28 protein-coding genes are annotated in these 23590 nt (G+C 67.7%); 21 read left to right on the top strand and 7 right to left on the bottom strand.

The genetic code is table 11. From position 1 onward, the window contains the following. Positions 1-20 precede the first annotated feature (20 nt). Together KL788_RS05030 and KL788_RS05025 are read right to left on the bottom strand one after the other, a co-directional pair. Positions 21-560 (bottom strand): hypothetical protein, encoded by a 540-nt coding sequence (locus KL788_RS05030; protein ID WP_293169094.1) that lies wholly within the window; start codon positions 558-560, stop codon positions 21-23. Positions 561-618: 58 nt separating this feature from the next. Further along, positions 619-1119 carry a hypothetical protein gene (locus KL788_RS05025; RefSeq protein WP_293169092.1) on the bottom strand — a complete coding sequence of 167 codons (501 nt, stop codon included), beginning with the start codon at positions 1117-1119 and terminating at the stop codon, positions 619-621. 45 nt (positions 1120-1164) lie between these two features. Here KL788_RS05025 and thiL point away from each other — a divergent pair, with 45 nt between their 5' ends. The 5 genes from thiL (at position 1165) to KL788_RS05000 (ending at position 5718) form a co-directional block, all read left to right on the top strand. Continuing rightward, positions 1165-2217 (top strand): thiamine-phosphate kinase, encoded by a 1053-nt coding sequence (gene thiL, locus KL788_RS05020; protein WP_293169090.1) that lies wholly within the window; start codon positions 1165-1167, stop codon positions 2215-2217. Between the two features lie 50 nt (positions 2218-2267). Then, complete coding sequence (locus KL788_RS05015) at positions 2268-3050, top strand: class I SAM-dependent methyltransferase (protein WP_293169088.1); 783 nt, start codon at positions 2268-2270, stop codon at positions 3048-3050. A 53-nt stretch (positions 3051-3103) separates the two neighbouring features. Beyond that, a complete protein-coding gene (locus tag KL788_RS05010) occupies positions 3104-3352 on the top strand; it encodes a type II toxin-antitoxin system Phd/YefM family antitoxin (RefSeq protein ID WP_293169086.1) in 249 nt (82 codons plus the stop codon). Beyond that, entirely contained in the window at positions 3349-3606 is a 258-nt protein-coding gene (locus KL788_RS05005) for a type II toxin-antitoxin system RelE family toxin (RefSeq protein WP_293169084.1), read from the top strand. Before KL788_RS05010 ends, KL788_RS05005 begins: the two co-directional genes overlap by 4 nt. A 324-nt stretch (positions 3607-3930) precedes the next feature. Next, positions 3931-5718 (top strand): hypothetical protein, encoded by a 1788-nt coding sequence (locus tag KL788_RS05000; protein WP_293169082.1) that lies wholly within the window; start codon positions 3931-3933, stop codon positions 5716-5718. Positions 5719-5953: 235 nt separating this feature from the next. On the opposite strand, the gene rsmD is transcribed toward KL788_RS05000, so the two are convergent. Next, the gene (gene rsmD, locus KL788_RS04995; protein WP_293169080.1) at positions 5954-6544 is read right to left on the bottom strand and encodes a 16S rRNA (guanine(966)-N(2))-methyltransferase RsmD; all 591 of its coding nucleotides are present in this window, start codon (positions 6542-6544) and stop codon (positions 5954-5956) included. A gap of 81 nt (positions 6545-6625) precedes the next feature. Here rsmD and KL788_RS04990 point away from each other — a divergent pair, with 81 nt between their 5' ends. Genes KL788_RS04990 through coaD form a run of 3 tightly spaced genes read left to right on the top strand, consistent with a single transcriptional unit; the run spans position 6626 to position 10130 of the window. Further along, the gene (locus KL788_RS04990; protein WP_293169078.1) at positions 6626-8836 is read left to right on the top strand and encodes an ATP-dependent DNA helicase RecG; all 2211 of its coding nucleotides are present in this window, start codon (positions 6626-6628) and stop codon (positions 8834-8836) included. Between the two features lie 47 nt (positions 8837-8883). Then, positions 8884-9615 (top strand): endonuclease/exonuclease/phosphatase family protein, encoded by a 732-nt coding sequence (locus tag KL788_RS04985; protein ID WP_293169076.1) that lies wholly within the window; start codon positions 8884-8886, stop codon positions 9613-9615. A 23-nt stretch (positions 9616-9638) separates the two neighbouring features. Then, positions 9639-10130, top strand: coding sequence for a pantetheine-phosphate adenylyltransferase (gene coaD / locus KL788_RS04980; RefSeq protein WP_293169074.1), 492 nt, complete (start codon positions 9639-9641; stop codon positions 10128-10130). A gap of 17 nt (positions 10131-10147) precedes the next feature. Here the strand turns inward: coaD and KL788_RS04975 are convergent, their stop codons facing one another. After that, positions 10148-10816, bottom strand: coding sequence for a GAP family protein (locus KL788_RS04975; protein ID WP_293169072.1), 669 nt, complete (start codon positions 10814-10816; stop codon positions 10148-10150). A 10-nt stretch (positions 10817-10826) separates the two neighbouring features. Beyond that, a complete protein-coding gene (locus KL788_RS04970) occupies positions 10827-11501 on the bottom strand; it encodes a GAP family protein (RefSeq protein ID WP_293169070.1) in 675 nt (224 codons plus the stop codon). A gap of 105 nt (positions 11502-11606) precedes the next feature. Between KL788_RS04970 and KL788_RS04965 the strand changes: the two genes are divergently transcribed. From KL788_RS04965 to KL788_RS04955, 3 genes are all read left to right on the top strand, one after another. After that, positions 11607-12014, top strand: coding sequence for a DUF4259 domain-containing protein (locus KL788_RS04965; protein WP_293169068.1), 408 nt, complete (start codon positions 11607-11609; stop codon positions 12012-12014). A 28-nt stretch (positions 12015-12042) separates the two neighbouring features. Then, a complete protein-coding gene (gene fgd / locus KL788_RS04960; RefSeq protein WP_293169066.1) occupies positions 12043-13068 on the top strand; it encodes a glucose-6-phosphate dehydrogenase (coenzyme-F420) in 1026 nt (341 codons plus the stop codon). Positions 13069-13170: 102 nt separating this feature from the next. Further along, positions 13171-13839, top strand: coding sequence for a hypothetical protein (locus KL788_RS04955; protein ID WP_293169064.1), 669 nt, complete (start codon positions 13171-13173; stop codon positions 13837-13839). Between the two features lie 37 nt (positions 13840-13876). Here the strand turns inward: KL788_RS04955 and KL788_RS04950 are convergent, their stop codons facing one another. Continuing rightward, on the bottom strand, positions 13877-14146 hold the full coding sequence (locus KL788_RS04950; RefSeq protein ID WP_293169062.1) for a hypothetical protein: 270 nt from the start codon (positions 14144-14146) through the stop codon (positions 13877-13879). A gap of 156 nt (positions 14147-14302) precedes the next feature. On the opposite strand from KL788_RS04950, the gene KL788_RS04945 reads away from it, so the two are divergent. The 3 genes from KL788_RS04945 (at position 14303) to KL788_RS04935 (ending at position 15212) form a co-directional block, all read left to right on the top strand. Then, positions 14303-14494: a hypothetical protein gene (locus KL788_RS04945; protein WP_293169060.1), complete on the top strand. Its 192-nt coding sequence runs from the start codon at positions 14303-14305 to the stop codon at positions 14492-14494. 74 nt (positions 14495-14568) lie between these two features. Beyond that, positions 14569-14997 carry a hypothetical protein gene (locus KL788_RS04940; RefSeq protein WP_293169058.1) on the top strand — a complete coding sequence of 143 codons (429 nt, stop codon included), beginning with the start codon at positions 14569-14571 and terminating at the stop codon, positions 14995-14997. Between the two features lie 56 nt (positions 14998-15053). After that, complete coding sequence (locus KL788_RS04935) at positions 15054-15212, top strand: hypothetical protein (RefSeq protein ID WP_293169056.1); 159 nt, start codon at positions 15054-15056, stop codon at positions 15210-15212. 10 nt (positions 15213-15222) lie between these two features. Here the strand turns inward: KL788_RS04935 and KL788_RS04930 are convergent, their stop codons facing one another. Next, the gene (locus tag KL788_RS04930) at positions 15223-15909 is read right to left on the bottom strand and encodes a TetR/AcrR family transcriptional regulator (protein WP_293169054.1); all 687 of its coding nucleotides are present in this window, start codon (positions 15907-15909) and stop codon (positions 15223-15225) included. A gap of 92 nt (positions 15910-16001) precedes the next feature. Here KL788_RS04930 and KL788_RS04925 point away from each other — a divergent pair, with 92 nt between their 5' ends. The 7 genes from KL788_RS04925 (at position 16002) to KL788_RS04895 (ending at position 23588) form a co-directional block, all read left to right on the top strand. Next, positions 16002-17006: an NAD(P)-dependent alcohol dehydrogenase gene (locus KL788_RS04925; protein ID WP_293169052.1), complete on the top strand. Its 1005-nt coding sequence runs from the start codon at positions 16002-16004 to the stop codon at positions 17004-17006. A gap of 83 nt (positions 17007-17089) precedes the next feature. Further along, entirely contained in the window at positions 17090-17380 is a 291-nt protein-coding gene (locus tag KL788_RS04920; protein WP_293169050.1) for a DUF4287 domain-containing protein, read from the top strand. A gap of 32 nt (positions 17381-17412) precedes the next feature. Continuing rightward, positions 17413-17985: a YdeI/OmpD-associated family protein gene (locus KL788_RS04915; RefSeq protein WP_293169048.1), complete on the top strand. Its 573-nt coding sequence runs from the start codon at positions 17413-17415 to the stop codon at positions 17983-17985. Positions 17986-18107: 122 nt separating this feature from the next. After that, entirely contained in the window at positions 18108-18878 is a 771-nt protein-coding gene (cofE, locus tag KL788_RS04910; protein WP_293169046.1) for a coenzyme F420-0:L-glutamate ligase, read from the top strand. Between the two features lie 63 nt (positions 18879-18941). Further along, the gene (locus KL788_RS04905; RefSeq protein WP_428846109.1) at positions 18942-19943 is read left to right on the top strand and encodes an AAA family ATPase; all 1002 of its coding nucleotides are present in this window, start codon (positions 18942-18944) and stop codon (positions 19941-19943) included. A gap of 8 nt (positions 19944-19951) precedes the next feature. Beyond that, positions 19952-21247 carry a DUF58 domain-containing protein gene (locus KL788_RS04900; RefSeq protein WP_293169044.1) on the top strand — a complete coding sequence of 432 codons (1296 nt, stop codon included), beginning with the start codon at positions 19952-19954 and terminating at the stop codon, positions 21245-21247. Continuing rightward, a complete protein-coding gene (locus tag KL788_RS04895; RefSeq protein ID WP_293169042.1) occupies positions 21240-23588 on the top strand; it encodes a transglutaminaseTgpA domain-containing protein in 2349 nt (782 codons plus the stop codon). Before KL788_RS04900 ends, KL788_RS04895 begins: the two co-directional genes overlap by 8 nt. The last annotated feature ends 2 nt before the right edge of the window (positions 23589-23590 follow it).

The following is a 23590-nucleotide window of genomic DNA, read 5'->3' as shown; positions in this document are numbered from 1 at the left end:
GCTCGAACGCTGGGCTCTGCCTAGATGGCCTGGTCGCTCGCCGAGAGCAGCCCTGAGAGCACGATGAACCCGAGGAAGACGAGGACGAAGACGAGGATCACACTGAGGAGCGAGAGCACCCCGCCGACGCCGATGATCATTCCTGTGCGGGTTCCGCTCGACATGCGCGAGAGCGGGCGCACCATGGCCCGCCAGACGATCATGTGCAGGCCGAGCACGAGCAAGGTCGGGCCGAGGAAGGTCAGGGTGAACCCGACGATCTCACTGACGGGGTCGATGCCGAAGATGCTGCCACCCGTGCCGACCTGTACGGCGATCGCGACGATGCTGAGCACCAGGCCTACGACGGGCAGCGCTATCGACAGGCGTCGGAGCGTGCGCCTGGCCCGAGTCACGGCGTCTGAGTCACCCGTCGATGTGGGCGTCAGCTCAGAGACTTCGGCGTCGGCGACCGTGTCGGAGGACGCAGTCGAGCCGAACAGCTCTTCGACCCCGTCGGCCGGGCCGTACGGCGAGTCGGGCAACGGCTCGGGTCGGTTTGGCGCGGAGGCATCTGTCATGGCTAGACACTACTGGCCGTCGGTGCCGCGCACACTCGTGCAGCAGCGAGTGCCGCAGTCAGGCGCCGAACCCGCTGCCCGCACTCGCGAACGCGCTGACCAAGAAACCGAAGAACAGCAGCACCGCCACCAGGATCACGCTGCCGACCGCGAGTGCCACCGTGACCGCCAGGATCATGGCAAACGCCTCACCGCGGGTCTGCCCGGCGACTCGACGCAGCAGCGCGCGCCAGATCAACAGGTTGAGCGCGACGACGAAGAGAACCGGGCTCGCCGTCACGGCGATCCACACGAGCGCGTCTTCACCGTCGGTGAGATTGTCGGCAGCCGTGCCTAGCCCCATCGCCGCGAGCACCACGAGCACGACGACGAGCAGCACCGAGAGTCCCGCCGTCGACCAGATCGCGACACGCAGGATGCCTCGGCCTCGGTCGACCCACGCTGCTGGGGTAGCGCGTGGTTCGGGCACGGGAACCGATGCGCCGGTCACACCCTCGGCTGGACCGTACGGCGAGGCCGGCGGCGGCGCGGGCACATCGGTCGCGGAAGACTCAGACATGGCTCGACAGTACTGGCGCGCACTGGCGCGGACTACCGTTGAGGCGTGAGCCACGCCCAGAATCCCGACACCCTCGCATCAGTTGGCGAGCTCGCGGCGCTCGCGCGCATCATCCCGCTGCTGCCCGAGAGCGAGTCGACGCTGCTCGGCCCGGGTGACGACGCCGCCGTGCTCGCCGCACCCGACCGCCGAGTCGTGATCACGACCGACATGATGATTCATGGCCCCGACTTCCGCACGGCGTGGTCGACGATGCACGATCTCGGCTTCAAGGCTGCGGCGACCAACCTCAGCGATGTCGCGGCGATGGGCGCCCGCCCCACAGCGCTCGTCGTGGCGCTCGCCGCCCCCGCCGAGACGCCGGTCGCCGAGCTCGAGGCGCTCGCCGAGGGGCTTCGCGATGCGTGCGAGGCGCTCGCGCCCGGCTGCGGAGTCGTCGGCGGCGACTTGAGTGTGTCGAGCGTGCTGACTATCGCCGTCACGGCGTTCGGCGACCTCGACGACCGTGACCCCGTGACACGCTCGGGCGCGCGGCCGGGCGACTGGGTCGCGGTCTCCGGCCCGCTGGGGCTCGCTGCCGAGGGGCTGCGGATCCTCTTCGAGCACGGGGTCGATGCGACGGGGGCTCCGGATGCTGATGCCGCAGCTCGGCTGCGCGCCGAGCATCCCGTGCCGCTCGCCGCCCAGCTCACGCCGCACCCGCCGATCGCGGACGGCGTGGCCGCCGCCCTCGGCGGAGCCTCGTCGATGCTCGACCTCAGCGACGGGCTGGCCCTCGACGCGCGCCGCATCGCTCGCGCGAGCGGCGTCAACCTCGACCTCTCGAGCGAGCAGGTGCGCGAGGTCGCGCTCGCGCATGGCCTCGACCCCGCAGCCCCGGCGTCGCTCGCGCTCACCGGGGGAGAAGACCACTCGCTGCTGGCGACCTTCCCGCCCGACGTCGCGCCGCCGCTCGACGCGCTGCCGGGCGGCTTTCGTGTCATCGGCCGGGTGGTCGCTGCCGATCGTCACGGGCCCGCGTTGCTCGTCGACGGCCGGGTGTTCGACGAGCGCGGCGGCTGGGACCCGTTCGCGGAGTGGAGCGGGCAGACTGGCTGACCAGGTTGACGACCTCGGGACAAGGTCGGCTTGACCGCTAACCTTTCGTCGTGGACGTCGGATGGGTTGAACGAGAGTTTGACCGCCGTGCCTCCACCTACGACCAAGGCTCCTTTCACGCTTCCGTTGCGGACGCCGCCGCGCGGTTCGCCGCTCCGACAAGCATCGAGACCGTGCTGGATGTTGCGACGGGCACGGGACTTGTCTTGCGCAGCCTGCAGACGCTGCCCGCTGCTCACCTGACAGGCATCGACGTTTCCTTGGCCATGTTGAAAGTTGCACGTACTGCTTTGCCAGGTGTGCGCTTCCTCCAGGCGAGTGCACATGATCTGCCCTTCGAGTCGGGGGAGTTCAACGTGATCACCTGCGTTTCAGCGATGCCCTACATAGGAAGTCCCGACGCGGCTGTCCGCGAGTGGCGCCGAGTACTCGCCGACGATGGGCGCATTGTTGTTTCCGCCTTCGTGACCGACGGACTGACCGGCCCGACGCTGACTCGACGCGCCGCCCATCAGCACGGTCTGATTGTTGAGGATCCGAACGCGGCGACGTCCACTGTCGAGAAGTGGCGCGAGATCTCCGCGAGGGCCGGGATGCACGTTGTCCGCGCCGAGATCTCGACGACGCCAATTCCGAGTGCGACGGCAGACTCATTGCTCAGCCCGCAGTACCCGTTCGACGTGCGCAACGACCTACACGACGCAACCCCGGATCAGTGGGCTCTCGTCGGTGCAACATTGCGCGAATTGATTACAGCAACCGTCGAATGGCGGGCATCGGTCTTGTTGGTGGAGCTGCGCAACGATCGGAACTCGCGCTCCCAGCGGAAGTGACCGTCACACCCACTTTGATGTACATCTGCATGAGTCGGTTGTACAATAGGCACATGAATCCCCTCAGCGTCGCCGACGCCCGCAAGCAGTTCTCCGAGGTCATCGACCGTTCGCAGACCGAAGCGGTGTTCATCGAGCGCCGCGGACAACGTGCTGCGGTCGTCATCAGCCCCGAGCAGTATGAGCGCATGCTTGACGCGCTCGACGAAGTCGACGACGTTGCCGCGTTCGACGCGGCGATGGAAGAGGAGGGGCCGAACATCCCCTGGGCGCAAGCGAAGGCCGACCTGGGCTGGGCGTGAGCTACCGAATTGAACTGCGGCCGGCCGCCATTCGAGCCCTCAAGAAGATCGACCACCGAGATCGCGAGCGCATCCGCGGGGTGATCGCCCTACTCGGCGACGACCCTCGGCCGCCGGCCGCGAAACCCTTGCGCGGGCGACCCGCCTGGCGCGTGCGCGTCGGCGACTATCGCATCATCTACACGATCGACGACGGAGTGCTGCTCATCGTCGTCGTGACGCTTGGCCATCGCCGCGAAGTGTACGACCGCTGACCCGTGTCAGCTGCCGGTCGGCTCCAGCCAGTAGATGACCGTTTCGCCGTAGCGAGATGTATTGGCGAGCTCGAACCCGACCACAGCACCGTGCGGCAAATGCCGCCCGCGGATTTCGACCACACCGGCGAGTTCTAGCTCCCCTCGGTTCCGATTGGCGCACTTGGGCGGGGAGCGCGCCAGAGCTTGGGCTCAACTAACCGGTCCTGCACCTATGGCCCTCGGCGATCCCAATGGTGCCTGCTGACACGTTGAGCGGTCACCGTAGGCGGGGAGCTCCTTCCAAAACCTGATTCTGTCGGGTCCGACTGCCAGAATGAAACGGTGGATGTCGAGGCGATCGCCGTTGCTGAGGTCAGTCGGCTCGTGGCCACTTGCACCGCCCTAAAGCCCTACATTTCGCTGAACGACAAGACCCCCTTCACTGATGGTCACGTCGACCTCTACTCCGGCCTGAAGCAGTCCAAAGAGCAATGGTTGGGCAGGGTGGACGTTCAAGTAAAGGGTCGGTCAGTAAAGGCAAACGAGCGGACGTCGATAACGTTTTCGATCAAGCGCACTGATCTGAAGGCGTACCAGAAAAACTCCGGCGTGCTCTACTTCGTGGTGTTGGTCGAAGACTCCGGTGCGAGTACCACGTATTGCGCCCTGCTGTCACCGTTCGCCATCGAGGACCACTTTGCCCGGTCGTCGCCAACGACCAAAAACATAACGGTTGGCCTGAAGCTGTTCCCCACGTCGCCATCGGAGATCCAGCCCATCTTCGCGTTAGCTCTGAAGACACGGGAGCAGCGCATCTCTCAAGGATTCGATGCGGTTCTCTTCGAGCGGATGAAGAGCTTGACCATCCACACAGCAACAGAGATCGACTTCGCTGTGCCAGTAACTCTCTCCCCTGGCTCTGCCGATTTTGCGCTTGTGCTCACCACTGAGGATGGGCTCGAGGTTCCCTTGTCGGGGGTCTTTCAAGTCACGCCGCTGGCCTTTACGAAGCGTCCGATCGCCGTGGAGTTCAGAAGTGGAGATATGGCGTACAAGGGCGGGACAGCAGTTCAAACGGCCGACGGTTCAGTTGAGATTGAACTTGCAGCTGGTCTGAGCATCGTCTTTCGAGCTTCTGGCGATCAACACTCGATGAGTTTCTCGTTCACGCTGGAGCGCTCCCTTGCGGACCGCCTGAAGGGCCTTGAGTTTTACGCCGCGTTGCTCGCCACTCGGGCAATCAGCATTGACGGTGTTGAGCAGCAATTCGTAATGGCGGAAGGTGACTCAGACGCGGAGTTGATCACGCACCTTAGTGCGCTTAGAGAACTCCGTGAGCTTTTCGACTTGCTGAATGTGGACACGCGGTTTATCGACATCCAAGCAATCGACGACAAGCTTTCGAGGCAACTGAGCGTGCTTCGACGGGCCTTCGTTCACGGTGAGGAGATATCCGATCCAGAGCTCGAGACTTCTCGTGTGCTTCAGAAGGTGGGGGACTGGGGGCTCATGTTCTTGGTCGTTCCCGGGAGCAAGCCGGGGAGATGGCGAATGGTCGACCCGTTCAATGATCTGACTCGCCAGCAATACAGGATGAGCTATATCGATGAGGGAGTTCGTCAGGTCATTCCAGTAACTGCGTACGACATGGTGGAACCCGATCAACTTGGCACAGTTCTGAATGCGAACCTGCGCTCGATCGTCGGAGCCTATGAAGCGCTGTCGGACTATTCTTCGACATTCGGTCAGGCAAATCTTCGTGTGCTCGCCTTGATCGCGGCGGCTGATACGCACGAGGCGCGAGCGGAGGAACTGCTCGAAGCGGCAATCGCGCTGAACAACTGGCTCATTGCTTCTGAGGGACAGAAACCACAGCATCTACTGAATTCTTGGCAGATGAAATGGCGTAAGGGCGGTCTTTCGGCTCCGGAACGCAACGAGGTGCGCGCCTTCCGAAAGAGCATCAAAGACGATTCAGAGATCTCTCCGCGGAAGCTCCTCTTGGCCTGCGCCCTGCTTCTTGGAGAAGAGGAGGAGGTGGCTTTCTTGGCGGGTCAACTCACACCAGACGAATTGAGTGAGATGCAGGGGTGGCCAATCTGGAGACTTCGCAAGGACCCACCTTCGTAGAGGTCTTCTTTGCAGGCTCTACCAACGCCCCGCTCGAACCAATCTGAAGCAAGGAGCGGCGAACCTTTACTTCGTTGGTGGGATCCGAAGCACAAGAGTGCTCTTGGTCTTGTGTCCTTTGCCTACGGCACTGGCTACCGGGCCTAGTGGAACTCGGCGGCGGCCAACCCAAGTTCGATCGCAAGCAGGCAGGGTGAGGTGTGGCGTGGAGCAATCGGTGAACGAAGCTTGCGCTCTAAGGGACTTCTCTCCATCTATCGGATTCTGGCTCCAGCCAGTAGATCGCCGTCTCGCCGTACCGCGACATCTTGTCGAGCGCGAGTCCAGCGGGCCAGGCGGGCACCGGGGTGCGTGACGAGCGCTCGAGCGCGATCACCGCATCCGTCGCCAATCGCGGCACGAGCCCCTCGAGTACGTGGTCGAGCTCGAGCCCGACCACCTCGTACGGCGGGTCGATGAAGACGAGATCAAACTGGTCGAGCGCCGACGACAGGTACGAGGTCGCGGGCTTGCCGATGATGCGGATGCTCGGCCTCTCGCCGCGCCCCGCCCGACCACTCACGAGCGCGGCGTTGGCCTTGCACACCTGCACCGCCGAGTACGACTTCTCGACGAGCACGGCCGAGGCGGCCCCGCGGCTGATGGCTTCGAGCGCGAGGGCTCCCGAGCCGGCGTAAAGGTCGAGCACGCGTGCTCCGGCGATCGCGTCGCGGGCCTCGAGCGCGCTGAAGAGCGCCTCGCGCACGCGGTCACTCGTGGGGCGCGTGCCAGCGCTCGGCACCTTGAGCGTCAGCGAGCCCGCGAACCCGGAGATGATGCGTGTCACGGCCTCCACGCTACTGCGCTGCTGGGCGGCGCACGGCGCCGGGGCGCCAGACGGTCGGGTCGCGCGAGTAGCGTTGAACCCGTGAACACCAGCCCGCTCGACGCCAAACTCAGCAGCGCGGTGGGCGATCGCAGCGCGAACTCGCTGAAGAAAGCGTTCGGGATGCTCACGGTGGGTGATCTGCTCACCCACTATCCCCGGCGCTACGCCCGGCGCGGCGAGCTCACCGCGCTCAGCGAATTGCGCGTCGACGAGTCGGTGACCATCGTCGCCGAGGTGATCGAGGTCGTCGAGCGGTCGATGAAGCAGCGCAAAGGCAGCATCCTCGAGGTGCGCATCACCGATGGCAAAGGCATTCTCGTTCTTACGTTCTTCAACCAGGCGTGGCGCAAGAACGACCTCAAGCCCGGGGTGCGGGGCATCTTCGCCGGCAAGGTCGGCGAGTACCGCGGCACGCGGCAGCTCGCGCACCCCGACTACGAGCTCTTCGAAGCGGGCGACGAGCGCGACTCGGGGCCCGAGGCGAAGAAGTGGGCGATGATGCCCATTCCGATCTACCCGGCGACCTCGACGGTCGCGAGCTGGCAGATCGCCAAGGCGCTCGGCGTCGTGCTCGATACGCTGCCGACGCTCGACGACCCCGTGCCCGCCGAGGTGCGCTCGGCTCTGCGAGCCCACGACTCTGAAGCCCCCGAGCTGCTCGACCTCACAACCGCATACCAGTACATCCATCGGCCCGAGAATGACGGCCAGTGGCGCCGCGCGCGCGACACCCTGCGCTTTCACGAGGCCTTCGTGTTGCAGGCCGCCCTGCTGCAACGTCGCGCGGCCCTGCGCGAGCAGCCCGCGACGCCGCGCACGCCCGGCGCCGAGCTCGCCGGCTTCGACGCCGAGCTGCCCTTCACGCTCACCGACGACCAGGTGCTCGTCGGCGACGAGATCGCCCGCGACCTGGCCGCCGACGCACCGATGAACCGGCTCGTGCAGGGCGAGGTCGGGTCGGGCAAGACCCTCGTCGCGGTGCGCGCCATGCTCGCGGTCGCAGAGAGCGGCGGGCAGAGCGCTCTGCTCGCTCCGACCGAGGTGCTCGCGGCGCAACACTTGCGCTCCATCGTGCACACCCTCGGCCCTGACCGCGCTGCCCGCCTCAGGCCCGTGCTGCTCACCGGGCAGCTGCCGATGGCCGAGAGGCGCAAGGCGCTGCTGGCGATCGCGAGCGGAGCATCCCGCATCGTCATCGGTACCCACGCCCTGCTCGGCGACCAGGTGCAGTTCGCCGACCTCGGCCTTGTCGTCGTCGACGAGCAGCACCGCTTCGGCGTCGAGCAGCGCGAGAGCCTGCGCCGCAAGGGCGCTCGGCCGCCGCATGTGCTCGTGCTGACAGCCACGCCGATTCCGCGCACCGTGGCGATGACGGTGTTCGGCGACCTCGACATCTCGACGATCGCCCAGTTGCCCGCGGGCCGCACGCCCATCGTGAGCCACGTCGTGCCGCTTGCCGACAAGCCGGGCTGGTGGAATCGCGTGTGGCAGCGCCTCGGCGAAGAGCTCGAGCAGGGTCGGCAGGGCTTCGTCGTCGTGCCGGCGATCGACCCAGCGACACGCGAAGACGACCCGGATGCTCTGGCCGATGACCCGACCGACGGCTCTGCCGACGACGTGGATGCGGTGGCCCGCCCGCCCGCGACCGTCGCTGAGTTGACGCCCCTGCTGCAATCGCACCCAGCGCTCGCCGGGCGCCGAGTCGAGCCGCTGCACGGCCGGATGGCGACCGACGAGAAAGACGCGACGATGCAGGCCTTCGCGCGCGGCGAGATCGACGTGCTCGTCGCGACGACCGTCATCGAGGTCGGCGTCGATGTGCCGAACGCCTCGACCATGGTCGTCGTCGACGCCGACCGGTTCGGCGTGAGCCAGTTGCACCAGCTGCGCGGCCGCGTGGGGCGCGGCGGCGTGCCCGGACTGTGCCTGTTCGTGACCGCCGCGGTGCCCGAGAGCCTGGCGCGCGAGCGGGTCGAGGCCGTGGCGAGCACGCTCGACGGCTTCGAGCTCGCGCAGGTCGACCTCGAGCTGCGGCGCGAGGGCGACGTGCTCGGGGCTACCCAGAGCGGCGGGCGCTCGAGCCTCAAGCTGCTGCGTGTGGCCACCGACGGCGACCTCATTCTCGCGGCCCGCGAGGCCGCGGACGGGGTGCTCGAGGGGGATGCGGCGCTGAGCGGGCATCCGGCGCTCAAGGCCGCGCTCGATCGCCGTCTCGATGACGCCGCCCGCGACTTCTTGGCGAAGAACTAGCGTTTCGTCGATTTCGCGGCTGACCGCGCGGGAGAGAAGATAGGCCTGTGAGGGTCATCTCGTACAACCTGCGCAAGCACGCCGCCCGCGGCGAGCTCGAGAAGCTCGTCGAGTCGCACTCACCCAACCTGTTGTGCCTGCAAGAGGTCGACACCGAAGACCTGCCACGTGAGCTCGGCCCGCTGCATCTCGCCGATGCGACCAAGCTGAATCGGCTCGGCCTGGCGATCTTCTACAACCGCGAGCGTTTCGAGGCGCTGAGCACGAAGGCTTTCGCTTTGAAGCGCTCGCTGCACGATGTCATCGCCAAACCGGCCCACGAGCGGCTGCTCGGCACTCACCTGATCGATCGCGTGCACGACCGCGAGCTCGTCGTCGGGTGCTTCCACGCCGCCCCGCTCACGGCGCTCAACTCGTTGCGCCGCACGCAGATCCGCGCGGCGCACGAGGCGCTCGACAGCTTCGGGTCGACGCTGCCGACTCTCATGGTCGGCGACTTCAACTACCCCATCTTCAAAGACCACCTCTCGACGAGCGTGCAGGAGACCGGTCACGAGGTCACTCTGAGCGATGCGCGCACGTACACCCGCTACAAGTTCTTTCGAGGCCACTTCGATTTCGCCACGTCGATCGGACTCGACATCACGCGGGTCACGACCCTGCCGCAAGGCGAGTCAGACCACCTGCCGATTCTGGTGACGGCGAACTACTCAGACACCGACCGCGTCGACACGGGCTCGATCGAAACTCTGAAGTCTGACGACGAAACATCCGTGTGATCTGTGCTCGCTAGGGTGGGGGCATGAGCACCATTGCTGTTGTTCCCGGGTCGTTCGACCCCGTCACCCTCGGCCATCTCGACGTCATCGAGCGGGCGGCGGGCATCTTCGACGAAGTGCACGTCGTCGTCGTGCATAACCCGGCGAAAGAAGCGATGCTGCCGATTGCGCAGCGGGTGTCGCTCATCGAGCAGGCGGTCGCCGACCGAGCGCTGCCCGACAGCATTCTCGTGACGAGCTGGAGCGTCGGACTGCTCGTCGACTATTGCTCTGACGTCGGAGCCAGCGTGCTCGTGAAGGGCGTGCGCAGCCAGGTCGATGTCGCCTACGAGACGCCGATGGCCATCGTCAACCGCAACCTCGCGGGCGTCGAGACCATCTTCATGCTGCCCGACCCCGCTCACGCTCACGTCTCGAGCTCGCTGGTGCGGCAGGTCTCGGCGCTGGGCGGCGATGTAGCGCCCTACGTGCCGCGGGCCGTGGCCGAATACCTCGACACGGTCGATCAAGACTGACGTCGGGCCCGAGCGGCTCAGAGCGCTCTGAGGCCGTTGCCCACGAGTACGACACCGACGAAGAGCAAGATCACGCCGAGCATCGCCGAGTTGTGGCGGATCATCCAATCGCGAATGCTCTCGAGACTGCCGTAGACCCGTTCGCCGGCGATCAGAAAGGCGATGATGGGCGCTCCGAGTGAGATCGACGAGACCCCGAGAAAGATCCCGAGCACCACGACCGCCTGAGCGCCGACGAGGCCCGCCGTGCTCGCGGCGACGCCCGACCCGAACGCCAGAATGATGTTCTTCGGTTTCGTGGCGGCGAGTGCGGCACCGAGCGCGAATGATCGCAGGGCCGAGAGCCCGTCGATGCGCGACATCCACCCCGGCAGCTCGACCTCGTCGTCGGCGCTGGGCCGCCCGCGCCACTGCCGTGCTGCGAAGCCGATGCTCACGCTGCCGAGAACCACCAGCGTGATGGGGCCGATAACGCTTCCGCCGCCCACTCCTTCGGGCACGAGCTCGGCGAGCAGGTAGCCGGCCACACCGACCACGGCGATGCCCGAAGCCCACCCGAGCACGAAACCGATGCTGGTGGCACGCGGATAGCTCGACAGCAACATGACCACGACGGCGACGACTCCGAACGGGCTGAAGGCGATGGCGATCGCGAGCGGCAGAGTCTCGCCGATGACCGTCAGCACGCGCGACCGCTCACGCGCCGAGGGTGCTGAGGGCCTTGCCGATGAGCAACACACCCACGAGCAGCAGAATGACGCCGACCACCGCAGAGTTGTGACGCACCATCCAGTCGCGCAGCCGGTCGAGCGCGCCGCTGATGCGCTCGAGCGCGACCATCGAGAGCACCACCGGCACCATGATCGGAATCGACGAGACCACGGCGACAGCCACGAGCACGATCGCGGCCTCGCCACCGCTGATCATGGTCGCCTCGACGCTCACGCCAAGGCCGACGCTCAGCAGAAGGTTCTTGGGCTTGATGCCGCCGAAGAACGCACCGAGCGTGAACGCCGAAGGGGTCGAGATACCTTCGACCTTGGCGATCCACCCCGGCAGTTCGAGTTCGTCGCCAGGCTTCGGGCGCGCGCGCCACTGACGCACGGCGAGCACGATCGCCGCGATTCCGAGCAACAGCAGCAGGTAGGGCGCCGAGATGGAGGTGTCGTCGTCGCTGTGCGGCAGCACCGACGCGAGCAGAAAGGCCGCGGTCGAGACGACGGCGATCGAGATGACGAAGCCAATCAAGAAGGCGAAGCTCGCAGCCCTCGGCTTGCTCGACAGCAGCATGAGCACGACCGAGGCGATCGCGAGCGGGCTCAGGGCGAGCGCCACGGCGAGTGGAAGAACGGTGCCGATGGCATCAAGCATGGCGGGGCCTCCTCGGGCCGCAGGTGCGATCGCCTGCGCGAACGCGCGAGCACCTCACAGTGAACACCAGTCATGCACCGGGCACCAGTGGCTAGGGTGGCCACCATGGGTGCATGGGGATCAGGCGCGTTCGAGAACGATGCGGCGATGGATGCCGTCGACGAACTCGTCGACGGAACTTTCTCGTTCGACGAGCTGCGCGAGCTCATGGCTTCGGAGTACCTGGAAGAGCCGGGCGGCTCGATCGCCCTCGCCCTGACCGAGGTGGCGCTCACGGCGCTCGGTCGTATCGACCCGCCTGCTGCGCTCGACGAGGTCGACATCAGACTGATCTCGACGCAATTCGACGACCAGACCTACGATTTCATTCTCACCGCGGCCGAGCGGGCCGTCGGCTCCGACGGCTCCGAGCTCTACGAGCTCTGGGAAGAAGCGGGCGACGACGACCTGCGCGAATGGCGCACGGCATCTCTCACCTCGATCGAGACGCTGCGCGCCGCGATCTCGGAATGACCTCGACTACTGAACGGACGGACCCTCAATGACGCACCCCCTCACTCTCGGCTACAAAGCCTCGGCCGAGCAGTTCGACCCGCGCGAGCTCGTCGAGATCGCGGTCGCGGCCGAGGCGCACGGCATGGAGAGCGTCGCCGTGAGCGACCACTTTCAGCCGTGGCGGCACACAGGAGGGCATGCTCCGTTCTCGTTGACGTGGATGTCGGCGGTCGGCGAGCGCACGTCGAGCATCCGTATCGGAACTTCGGTGATGACACCGACGTTCCGCTACAACCCCGCTGTGCTCGCCCAGGCCTTCGCGTCGATGGGCGTCATGTACCCGGGGCGCATCTTCCTGGGTGTCGGCACGGGTGAGGCACTCAACGAGATCGCGACCGGCTTCGCCGGAGCGGGTGAACAGGAGTGGCCCGAGTTCAAAGAGCGCTTCGCGCGCCTGCGCGAGAGCGTCGACCTCATGCGGCAACTCTGGAGTGACGACCGCGTCAACTTTCGCGGCGAGTACTACTCGACGCACGACGCGTCGATCTATGACCGGCCCGAGCAACCCATTCCCGTCTACATTGCCGCCGGTGGGCCGTTCGTCGCGCGCTACGCGGGTCGCGCGGGCGACGGCTTCATCTGCACGTCGGGCAAGGGTGTCGAGTTGTACACCGACGAGCTCATCCCGGCCGTGAAGGAAGGCGCCGAGAAGGTCGGCCGCGACTTCGAGCAGATCGACCGGATGATCGAGATCAAGCTCTCGTACGACACCGACCTCGACGCGGTCCTCGAGAACACCCGGTTCTGGTCGCCACTCTCGCTCAGCAAAGAGCAGAAGCACGACATCACCGACCCGGTCGAGATGGAGAAGGCGGCGGATGCTCTGCCGATCGAGCAGATCGCGAAGCGCTGGATCGTCGGCAACGACCCTGACGCCGTCGTCGCCGAGATCGCGAAGTACGTCGAGTACGGCATGAACCACCTCGTGTTCCACGCCCCGGGCCACGACCAGCGCCGGTTCCTCGAGCTGTTCGAGCGCGACCTTGCCCCCCGATTGCGGGCGCTCAGCTGAACCTGGGCGAATCCGGGCCATCGCCGCGGGCGCTGGTCTCCTAGAAGACTGTCACTGGCCCAGACTCCCGCCCGGTGACGTTCTCTGGGGGGATTCCGCACCATGTCGAAGCACCGTCGTCACGCGTCGCGCGCGGCGTACCGACGTCACGCCTGGTCGACGACGCGCACGGTCTTCACGTCGATCATCGCTGGCCTCGTGCTCATGGCGAGCCTGGGCTTCTCGACGCCGACGCGCGAAGAACTGTTCGCCGTGTACGTCGATGAGAACGCGCAGCCGCTCGCAGTCGCGGCCGTGGATGCTCTGCCGATTGCCGAGCGTCACGACTTCGGGGCCACTCCCGGGTACGAGACGTTCATCGCCGGTGGCACGAATCACGACTGGGCGAAGCTCGTGCTGCTGATGGGCGACTTTCCGCTCACCGACAGCAACGTGACTGTGGTGACGCGGTGGATGCGTCAAGAGAACTACGTTGACGCCTGGTGGACTCGCAACAACCCGCTCAACAACGGCTGGGGCTCGGGCGGTGGGGGCGGAACCGGTCGCTACGCGACCCTCGTCGACGCTGCCGAGAACGCTGCCGAGGCGCTCAACACCTTGGGCCGCTACAGCGAAATCGTTGCGACGCTGCGCGCCTCTGCGCCGACGGCCGAGGTCGAGCGCGCGATCTGGTTCTCGGGCTGGGCCACAGGCATGTACAACAACGGTGCGCACTGGTCGTACGCCGACGTGCCGGTGATCGAAGCCCCGCCGAGCGCCTGGGGTAGGTAGCCGCCAGGCGCCCGGCTCAGTGCTGTCATCGCTCGCGCTAGCGCGGAGGCAGCAGCTGCAGCATGAGTCGCTGCGTCTGCCGTTCGCGCTGCTCGGTCGACATCTCGCGCTGCACCTGTCGAGACAGCTGGTCGCGCGAGTCGAGCTCGCGCGGCCGTCGGCTCCAGGCGACCAGCGCCACGCCCAGCCGCAAGGCCAGACGGTCGATGAGGCCGACGCGCCGCGCCGAAGCGCGGGTCGTGATCGTAGGACTCGGGGGGTGCTGCTGTTGACGACCCGGCCGGGCCGCCGTCATGGTGGTGTTCATCAGAAGTGGTTCCTCACTGCCGTCGGGCGCACGGTGGTGCAGCCCTGTCGAGATGCGGTGCTCATGGCACAGCGGGGGAGGGCGGCGCGCACGGTCGCGCGCGCCGCCCGAGAGCCCTGCGCAGCGCACCCACGATCAGGTGCAGCCGTCAGAGCCGTGGCGGATTCGAAAGAGTTCGAATCGGGCTTCGAGAGCGTCGCCACCGGCATGGAGCGGGCGGCGGAAGTGCTGCTGCCCGATCAGGCGGTGAAGACGCCGACGAAGCCGGCGGTGGTGGGGATCATCCCCTGGGTGAATCGAATCAACACGCTCGGCCTCCTTTCGTCATATGGCGCTCACAGAACCTAGCGCCCCCGACGGCCGTCGCGCAACGACCGAAACTCGCCGTATCGCGACCGATGCCGTTTCGTTACAGTGAGCGCATGACTCAGGCTTCGTCACCCACTGTGGATGCGCGTCGACCTGGCGGCGTGAGCTTCATTGGCGTGCTCGCCTATGTGGGCGGCATCGTCGACATCATCGGCGGCTCGATGTTGCTCGTGCTCGTCACAGGCGCCGCGATCGTGCAGAACCCGGTGCCGGGCGGGCTGCTCACGGCCATCACGATCATCATCGCTGGCATCATCGTGGTGGCCGTCGCGGGGGGCCTGTTGCGCGGTAGCAACCTCTCGCGGCTGATCTTCACCGCCGTGCGCGTCGTCTCGATCGCCACTCAGATCATCGCCCTCACCTCAGGAGGAATCGCCCTCTTCGCCGGCGTCGTGAGCGTGCTGATCTCGGCCATCGTGCTGAGCTGGCTGTGGACTCCGCGGGCGAACGCCTACTTCGCGCTGGAGCGCGCCCCGCGTTGAAGAATACCCCCTGGGGTATGCAGTAAGATGATCGTGACACGACAGAAGGAGTCACGATGTGCCAGCAGATCACGTGCCGTAAGTGCGGCAAGGCCACCTGGACCGGGTGCGGTCAGCACGTCAACCAGGTGATGCGGGGCATTCCGCAGCGTGATCGCTGCCAGGGTCACGAGAACGAGCCCGGCTTCTTCGCGCGGCTGTTCTCGCGCGCCTAGCGGGGGCAGATTAAGAGAACGACAGCGCGTATGCCGCCCCCGACTCACTGCGGCGTGGCGGCCGGCCGTCGCGCAGGCGACCTAGCCCCTCGATCACCAAATCGACCATGAGCGCATACTCCTCATGGTGATCGTGGCGCTCGCGGATGGTGCGGCTGATCCCCGGATACGTGTCGGCGAGGGTGCCGTCATGCAGCGCCTGCACCCGATCGCCGAGAGCGGCCGCACTGGGGCGGCGTGCCTGCTGGGCGGTGAAACCCATGATGGTGCCGTCGACAATGTGCAGTCCGTGGTGGGCGAGCTGGGGCGTGAAGCCACCGTCGAGAAGGGCGGTGGTGACCGCTTCGGCATAGCGCAGCCGCGCGTCGCCGACCCGGGGTCGCGCCGTGACCAGCTCGACTGCCCAGGGCCGCTGGAGCAGGGCGCGGTGGGCGCGGTGCATGATCGACGAGAGGCGAGCGCGCCAGTCGTCAACCGCGGGGTGCGCGTCGTCGACCCACGTCTGAACGATGGCGTCGACCATGGCGTCGAGTAGAGCGTCTTTGTTGGCCACATGGCGGTATAGCGACATGGCTTCCACCCCTAACTCCGAGCCGAGACGGCGCATGCTGAGCGACTCGAGTCCGTGCACGTCGGCGAGGGCGAGGGCAGCCTGCAGCACGCGGTCGTAGCTCAGGGCATCCCGGGGCGGGGTCATGCGGCCTCCTTGACAGGGTGGTCGATCCATGAGTAGTTTACGCCGTAAGCATACAGTGTAAGCAACTCAGCGGAAGCCCGAAGGAGCCCGTCATGAAGTCAGTCGTCGCCACCACGTACGGTGGGCCCGAAGTGCTGCGTGTGGTGGATGCTCCGACTCCCGTTGCCCGTGAAGGCCAGGTGCTCGTGCGCGTCGCCGCGAGCTCGGTGAACCCGCTCGACTGGCACGAATTGCGCGGCAAGCCCTATCTGGTGCGGATCATGCGGGGTCTCACGCGTCCCAAGGCTTCGTCGACCGGCATGGGCTCTGATGTCGCCGGAACTGTCGAAGCAGTCGGACCCGGGGTGACCAGGTTTGCCGTTGGCGACGAGGTGCTGGGCTTCGGCTCTGCGGCCTGGAGCGAGCTGATGGTGGTGGGCGAGGCCGGGCTCGTGCACAAGCCGACGGCGCTGGCGATGACCGATGCGGGTGGCGTGGGTGTGGCCGCGATAACAGCGCTTCAGGGTCTGCGCACGGGCGGGCTCATGGCGCCAGTGGCGTGGCTGCCGGGCGAGGTCGAGCCGATGCGCCCCCGGGTGCTCATCATCGGCGCCTCGGGCGGGGTAGGCACTTTCGCCGTGCAGATCGCGAAACTGCTCGGTGCCCACGTCACGGCGGTGGCGAGCACGCGCAACGTGGAGCTTGTGGCGCGGCTGGGGGCAGATGACGTGATCGACTACACAACGACCGAGGTCGCACACGGCCTGGCTCGGTTCGACCTCGTGCTCGAGCTGGCGGGCATGCGCAGTCGGCGCGATCTCGCGCGTATTCTGACGGCGACCGGCACCCTCGTCGCCTGCGGTGCGCCGAAGGGCCAGTGGTTCGGTCCGCTCGCAGCACCGGCCGGGCTGGCGATCGCCTCCCGATTCTCGAAGCGCACCTACACGTCGTTTCTTGCGAAGCGCGACACCGACGACCTGCAGCAGTTGGCCGACTGGCTCGGCACGGGTGCGCTGCGGGTCGTCGTCGACGAGGTTTACGCCCTCGAACGCATTGCCGTCGCCGTCGCGCACAACGAGGGCGGTCACGCCCGCGGCAAGGTGATCGTGACGATCTGAGCCGGGCGCGTGACCTGCAGCTGGCCGGTCTCTAGGCTCAGAGCAGGGCGCCGAGAGCGCAGCCAGACGGAGAGAGGGCATCCATGTCGTTCCAGGCGTACCTCGACGCGATCGAGGCGAAGACCGGCAAGACGCCGCGCGCGCTACTCGACGAGGCCCGAGATCACGGCTACGACGACGCAGCGGTGAAAGCGGGTGTGATCGTGCAGTGGCTCGCCGATGACTACGGTCTCGGGCGCGGGCATGCGATGGCCATGGTGCACGTCATCAAGAAGGGTCCGTCGATCGATCCGAAGCACGTCGGCACGGGTGGCACCCACAGCGACGCCAGTGACACGCTCTGGCTCGACGGCGTCGCCACAAAGCCCGCGTAGTCGCTGTCGCCCCTCGCCTCTACGCTCGAACCGTGGTCGCGAACTCTGAGAAGCCCGCGCTGCTGTTCGAGAGCGTCGAGGCGTGGGAGTCGTGGCTCGCCGAGCACCTCGACGACCCTGGAGTGCGGCTGAAGATGCGCAAAAAGCGCTCGACCGCGCCGGGCATCACCTACGACGAAGCGCTCGAATCGGCACTGTGCTTCGGCTGGATCGATGGGCAGATCTACGGCCTCGACGATGACTACTCACTGCAGGTCTTCACACCGCGCCGTCCTCGGTCGGTGTGGTCGCAGCGCAACGTCGGCATCATCGAGAGGCTCACGGACGCGGGGCGTATGCGCCCGCCGGGTCTCGACCAGGTCGAGCGCGCGAAAGCCGACGGGCGGTGGGATGCCGCCTACAGCCAGAAGGGAATGGTCGTGCCCGCTGATCTGCAGGCGGCTCTCGATGCTTCGCCTTCGGCCGCCTCGACGTTCGCGTCGTTGAGCTCGACTGCCCGATTCGGCATCGTGTTCCGCCTCGACGGCGTCAAGCGGGCAGAGACCCGCGAACGCAAGCTCGCTGGCTACCTCGAGCAGCTCGAGCGGGGCGAGTCGCCGATCTGAGCGGGCTCGTCGCGGGCGGGGCCGCACCCTCTCGGGTATGTGCCGTCTGCGGCATGTGCCGCGAGAGGCACACTGGCTCAGCAGGGATCCACTCGCACGGCATACCGGGGCAGAATGGGCCAGTGACCGAGTTGCGCGTGTGGGGAATTCCGGGTCTTCCTGAGGTGGCTCCCGGCGACGACCTGCCGCGTCTGATCGCCGACGCGGCGCGTGACGCGGGCGTCATTCCCGGCGACATCCTCGCCGTCACGAGCAAGATCGTGAGCAAGGCCGAGGGCCGCATCGTGCATGCCGCCGACCGTGAGCAGGCGATCACTGACGAGACGGTGCGCATTGTGGCGACACGTACGCGCGCCGACGGCGGCACGACGCGCATTGTCGAGAACCGGCTCGGTCTCGTCATGGCCGCCGCCGGCGTCGACGCGAGCAACACCGCCGACGGCACAGTGCTGCTGTTGCCGGTCGACCCTGATGCGAGTGCCGCGGCGATCCGCACCGCCGTCGAAACGGTCGTCGGCGCACCGATCGGCGTCGTCATCACCGACACTGCCGGGCGAGCCTGGCGAGAGGGCCAGACCGATATCGCGATCGGGGCGAGCGGCGTGCGCCTGCTGGATGACCTCCGAGGCTCGCACGACGCCGCGGGCAAACTGCTCGAGGTCACGGCGCCAGCCGTCGGCGACGAGATCGCGGCCGCCGCCGACCTCGTGAAGGGCAAGTCGAGCGGCATTCCCGTGGCAGCCGTTCGCGGACTCGAGCGACTGCTCGACGCCGCGGCACCGGGCGCTCGCAGCCTGGTGCGCCCGGCCGAGGACGACCTCTTCACGAAGGGCACGAAAGAAGCCTGGGACGACGGCTTCTCTGCCGGCGTTCAGATGATCGGCTACAACTGACCGGGCATTCGCGGTCAGAAGACTCCCAGAGCGCTCTCTGCCCGATCGTGGCAGAGTCGAGGAATGAGCATGATGACGACGTCGACGGCTGAGGGCCTCAGCGCTGAGGAGTTCGCCGAACTCGGTTCGAGCATCCGCAAGGCCATGAACGGCGTGCTCGACGGCAAGCCCGAAGCGGTCGATATCGCTCTCACCGTGCTGCTCGCCGAGGGGCACCTGCTGATCGAAGATGTTCCGGGCGTCGGCAAGACCATGCTCGCTCGAGCCCTCGCGAAGTGCATCGCCGGCACGGTCAACCGCATTCAATTCACGCCCGACCTGCTGCCGGCCGACATCACGGGCGTCAGCGTCTTTCGTCAGCAGCTCGGCACCTTCGAATTCACGCCAGGGCCGGTGTTCGCCCACATCGTCATCGGCGACGAGATCAACCGCGCGAGCCCCAAGACACAGAGCGCCCTGCTCGAGTGCATGGAAGAGCAGCAGGTCACGGTCGACGGCCGCACCCACCACCTCGAGAGCCCATTCTTGGTCGTCGCGACGCAGAACCCCATCGAGATGGAGGGCACCTACGCCCTGCCCGAAGCGCAGCGCGACCGCTTCATGGCGCGTATCTCGATCGGCTACCCCGACGCAGAGAGCGAAGCGCTCATGGTGCGCGATCGCGAGCACGGCAGCCCGCTCGAACGGCTGTCGCCCGTCGTCGACATAGCGGGCTTGCGCCGCATGATCGCCACGGCGCGCGAGGTCTACGTGAGCCCCGCCGTCGAGCGCTACGCCGTCGCCATCGTGCAGGCGACGCGCGACGACTCCGCTCTGCGGCTGGGTGCCAGCCCGCGCTCGACCCTGCAGCTCGTGCGCGCCAGCCGTGCCCGCGCCGCGCTCGACGGCCGCGACTTCGTCGTGCCCGACGACATCGACGCTCTCGCGACCACCGTGCTCTCGCACCGCATGCTGCTCGTGCCGCGCGCCCAGCACCCCGATGGCCGGCCGGTGCGCAGTGTCGACGAGGTGGTTGACCGCATCGTCGCAGCCACAGCGGTGCCTGTGCCCTCCTCGCGGGCCTAGGTCGCACCGTGCCACGCCTGACCGCGCGCGGCATCGCGTTTCTCGTGGTGGGAGTCGCGATCGGAGTCGTCGCCTACCTCATCGAGCGACCCGAGTTGCTGCCCATCTCGGCGGTCGCGGTTGCGGCGCCCCTCATCGCTCTACTGGCCGTGGCCACCTCGCAGCCTCGCGTTCGGGTCACGCGCCAACTCGACCCCGTGGTCGCCATTGAAGGTGAGACGGTGCGGGTCGACGTCACCGTCAATGGCCGCGCCCGAGCCGCCGAATGGGTCGAGCGCGTGCCCATGCACCCCGGCTTCGCCGGCCCGGGTCGACTGCGCGAGGTGCGGTCGACGCGGCCCGCCACCTTCGGCTACCGCTTCGCACCCGGTCGACGCGGGCTCGTGAGTGTCGGCCCTCTGCTGATCGAAAACCGCGACCCTTTCGCGCTCGCCGTGCGGGTGAGCGACACGATCGCGACGACCACCCAGCTTGTGATCCCGGCCGTGACGCCGCTGTCGGTCGGGCCGATGCCCGATCCCTCGACGGAGGCGGGGCCGCGCACCACGCGCTCGCGCGAGCGGTCTGACGATGACGTCGTCACGCGCGAGTACCGCGACGGCGATGCTCTGCGCCGCGTGCACTGGCGCGTGACGGCGCGGCAGGGTGAGCTCATGGTGCGCCAGGAAGAGCCGCAGGCCGGGCCCCATGCTCGGCTCATCGTCGACACCCAGGCAGCGTCATATGCTGACGCTCGCAGCGTGCGGGGCACCCGAGGCCGAACGGCGTCGAGCGACGACTTCGAGTGGATCGTGCGCATGGCGGCCTCTGCTGCCGTACACCTCGCCGAGCGCGGCTACACGGTCGAGCTGGCGACGCCCGACGGCCGCGAGGCGCTCGACGACGAGCAGACTCCGGTCGCCGACGGCCCGGTCGGCGACGTGCTCGGGGCGCTCGCGATCGCCACGCTGACCCCGGCCGACAACGACCTCGAGGCGAGCCTGCCATCACTCCTGCGCTCGGGCTCTCTGCCGATCGTCGCGCTCTCGGGCGCGCCCGACGCTGAGACGACGCGATGGATGCTCGCTCAGCGCGCATCCGCCGCCCCCGCCATTGCACTGCTCGTGGGCCCGCCCGCCGCGGTCGTGCGCGATGACGGCTCGATCGACCCCGACCCGGCACGGGATGCGTTCGAGCGTGCCGGCTGGACCGTCGCTCGGGTGCCTGCGCGCTTCGCCCCTGATAGCGCGTGGCTCGCCCTGCTCGGCGTGCCCGAGCCGAGCCTGCCCGACTGGGCCGTCGCGCCTGAGGCCTCTCGTGTCTGAGCGCGCGACCTCGCCGATTCCGCAGCGGCGCTCGACCCTGGGGTTGAGCGCGGCGGCGCTACTCGCCGTCGCTGCCGCCCTCACGGGCTTCGGCGTGCTGCTCGACGAGGGGCTCTGGGGCCCGACGGCGCTGGTCGTCGCGACCGCGGCCATCGCTGCCGCAGCGCTCGTGCGCGTCGCGATGCGGCGCGCGCGTCGGCTCTTCTCGGTGGTGGCGGCACTCGGCGCCGCGGGTGTCGCTGCGCTGCTCTCGCTGACTCTGCTGTTCGCCGCCGACACAGCGCTGCTCGGGCTCGTGCCTACGCCCGACACGCTGCAGCGCTTCGTCGAGCTGATCCGCGCGGGTGAGCTGTCGATCGCCGAGCAGTCGATTCCGGCAGTGGCCGACGAGGGCATCCGCTTCCTGCTCGCCTCCGGCGTCGCCGCCTTCGCAGTTCTCGTCGACACCGTGGTGACGGCGAGCCGACGTCCAGCCGCCGCGGCCATCCCGTTGCTGGGCATGCTCGCTGTTCCGGTGATCCTCGCTCCAGGAGCCCTGCCGCTGCTCACGGTGCTCGCGACGACCGCGGCCTTCCTGCTGCTGCTCGCTCTGCATCGACCCGCGGCGAGCGGTGGAGCACCCGCACTCGGTCGCGCGGTCGCGGTCGCGGCCTCGGTACTCGTCGCGGCGCTCATCGTGCCGCCCTTGCTGCCTTCTGTGGTCGCGGGTGCCGCACTGCCCGGTGGGGGAGTCGCGGGCCTCGTCACGGGCATCAACCCTGTGCTCGAACTCGGCGACGACCTGCGGCGCAACACCCCCGTGACCGCCCTGCGCTACAGCACCGACGCCGACGGCGGCCTCTACCTGACGCTCTCGCACCTCGCCGAGTTCACCGATGACTCGGTGCAGCCCGTCGTCGCGGGCGAGCAGGTGCAGCCCAGCACCATCGGCCCGCCCGCGTGGCTCGGTGCCGCAGTCGAGACCACCTCGGTGTCGACCCGCATCCAGCTCGAGAATGTGCGCACGCGATGGCTGCCGTTGCCCAGTGCTCCCGAGACAGTGACAGGGCTCGCGGGTGAGTGGCGCGTGAACACCGCCGGAGTGACCCTGAGCACGGTCGAGGGCAGCGTGCGCGAGGGAGCCTACGACGTCGAAAGCCTGGTCGCACAGCCGACGCCCGAGCAGTTGCGCAGCGCCCTCGTGGCCGCACCGCGACTCGAGCCGTACCGCGCCCTGCCCGAGGGCATCGACCCGATCATCGCCCTCACGGCGCAGCAGGTGGCCGACGCGGCCCCAGGCGACTCGGCCTACGACGCCGCGCTCGCACTGCAGCGATACTTCACCCAGGGCGACTTCGTCTACTCCGAGTCGGCGCCCGTCGAGCTCGGCTACGACGGCACGAGTGCAGACATCGTCGCCGTGTTCCTCGAGGCGCGCGCGGGCTACTGCGTGCACTACGCCTCGGCGATGACGCTCATGGCGCGCACGCTCGGCATTCCGGCGCGGATCGCGGTCGGCTTCTTGCCCGGCGTGCGCAACCCCGACGCACCGAGCGAGTACATCGTGAGCACCGACGACCTGCACGCGTGGCCTGAGCTGCACTTCGATGGCATCGGCTGGGTGCGGTTCGAACCGACCCCTTCACGGGGAGCCGTGCCCGAGTACGCCTCTGCTGACGTGCCGGCACCCGACGATGTGCCCGAGATCGACCCCGAGACGGGCGAGCCGATCGATGCGGGGCCCGACGCGCCGGCTCCTGGTACCGATACCGAGACCGACCCGGTCGATCGCGTCGTCGGGCCGACCGACGCTCCCGACGCGGGCGGACTCATCGACGGCGGCAACGACGGGTCGGCAGACGGTTCCGGGGCACCGGGCACGCTCGATGGCGGCACGGATGCTCGCGCTCTCGCCGCGGCCCTCACCGCGTTGCTCGTCGCTCTCGTGCTCGCCCCCGCGCTCTGGCGAGTACTGCGTCGCACGGCGCGGCTGCGCTCGCCGGATCCCCTCGACCACTGGCGCGAGGCGCGCGACACAGCGCGCGATCTGGGGCTGCTCGCCGACCCCGAGCAGACACCGCGCCAGCTCGCCGAATCGTGGTCGTCGGCGTGGTCGACCGACGAGGTCGCTCAGCTCGATGCCCTGCGTCACGCGCTCGAGCAGCGGGCGTTCGCGGGCGGGGCGCTGCCAGCGACCACTCCCGGCTCCACGGCCCGGGTGCTGGGCGCCCTGCGCGGGTCGGCACCCTGGTGGGCCCGCGCGATCGCGCGCATCGCGCCCGTGTCGCTTCTCGACCGCACACCGCGTGACGAGCGGTTCTCGGTCGATTCGGCCTCGATGGCCGGTGTGGCCGACAACTAGGC

The organism is Microcella sp. (assembly GCF_019739195.1).
In the GTDB taxonomy this organism is placed as follows: Bacteria; Actinomycetota; Actinomycetes; order Actinomycetales; family Microbacteriaceae; genus Microcella.
Note: the sequence above shows the minus strand (reverse complement) of the source record. Positions and strands in the feature narration are given on the sequence as shown.

What these genes read in the sequence shown, in the direction of transcription:
- fgd (WP_293169066.1), top strand. Translation starts at nt 12,043, where the DNA reads ATGACGCACCCCCTCACTCTCGGCTACAAAGCCTCGGCCGAGCAGTTC.
- KL788_RS04955 (WP_293169064.1), top strand. Translation starts at nt 13,171, where the DNA reads ATGTCGAAGCACCGTCGTCACGCGTCGCGCGCGGCGTACCGACGTCAC.
- KL788_RS04905 (WP_428846109.1), top strand. Translation starts at nt 18,942, where the DNA reads ATGAGCATGATGACGACGTCGACGGCTGAGGGCCTCAGCGCTGAGGAG.
- KL788_RS04925 (WP_293169052.1), top strand. Translation starts at nt 16,002, where the DNA reads ATGAAGTCAGTCGTCGCCACCACGTACGGTGGGCCCGAAGTGCTGCGT.
- KL788_RS04970 (WP_293169070.1), bottom strand. Translation starts at nt 11,501, where the DNA reads ATGCTTGATGCCATCGGCACCGTTCTTCCACTCGCCGTGGCGCTCGCC.
- KL788_RS05030 (WP_293169094.1), bottom strand. Translation starts at nt 560, where the DNA reads ATGACAGATGCCTCCGCGCCAAACCGACCCGAGCCGTTGCCCGACTCG.
- KL788_RS04940 (WP_293169058.1), top strand. Translation starts at nt 14,569, where the DNA reads ATGACTCAGGCTTCGTCACCCACTGTGGATGCGCGTCGACCTGGCGGC.
- KL788_RS05025 (WP_293169092.1), bottom strand. Translation starts at nt 1,119, where the DNA reads ATGTCTGAGTCTTCCGCGACCGATGTGCCCGCGCCGCCGCCGGCCTCG.
- coaD (WP_293169074.1), top strand. Translation starts at nt 9,639, where the DNA reads ATGAGCACCATTGCTGTTGTTCCCGGGTCGTTCGACCCCGTCACCCTC.
- KL788_RS04935 (WP_293169056.1), top strand. Translation starts at nt 15,054, where the DNA reads ATGTGCCAGCAGATCACGTGCCGTAAGTGCGGCAAGGCCACCTGGACC.
- KL788_RS05010 (WP_293169086.1), top strand. Translation starts at nt 3,104, where the DNA reads ATGAATCCCCTCAGCGTCGCCGACGCCCGCAAGCAGTTCTCCGAGGTC.
- KL788_RS04930 (WP_293169054.1), bottom strand. Translation starts at nt 15,909, where the DNA reads ATGACCCCGCCCCGGGATGCCCTGAGCTACGACCGCGTGCTGCAGGCT.
- KL788_RS04950 (WP_293169062.1), bottom strand. Translation starts at nt 14,146, where the DNA reads ATGAACACCACCATGACGGCGGCCCGGCCGGGTCGTCAACAGCAGCAC.
- KL788_RS04920 (WP_293169050.1), top strand. Translation starts at nt 17,090, where the DNA reads ATGTCGTTCCAGGCGTACCTCGACGCGATCGAGGCGAAGACCGGCAAG.
- KL788_RS04965 (WP_293169068.1), top strand. Translation starts at nt 11,607, where the DNA reads ATGGGTGCATGGGGATCAGGCGCGTTCGAGAACGATGCGGCGATGGAT.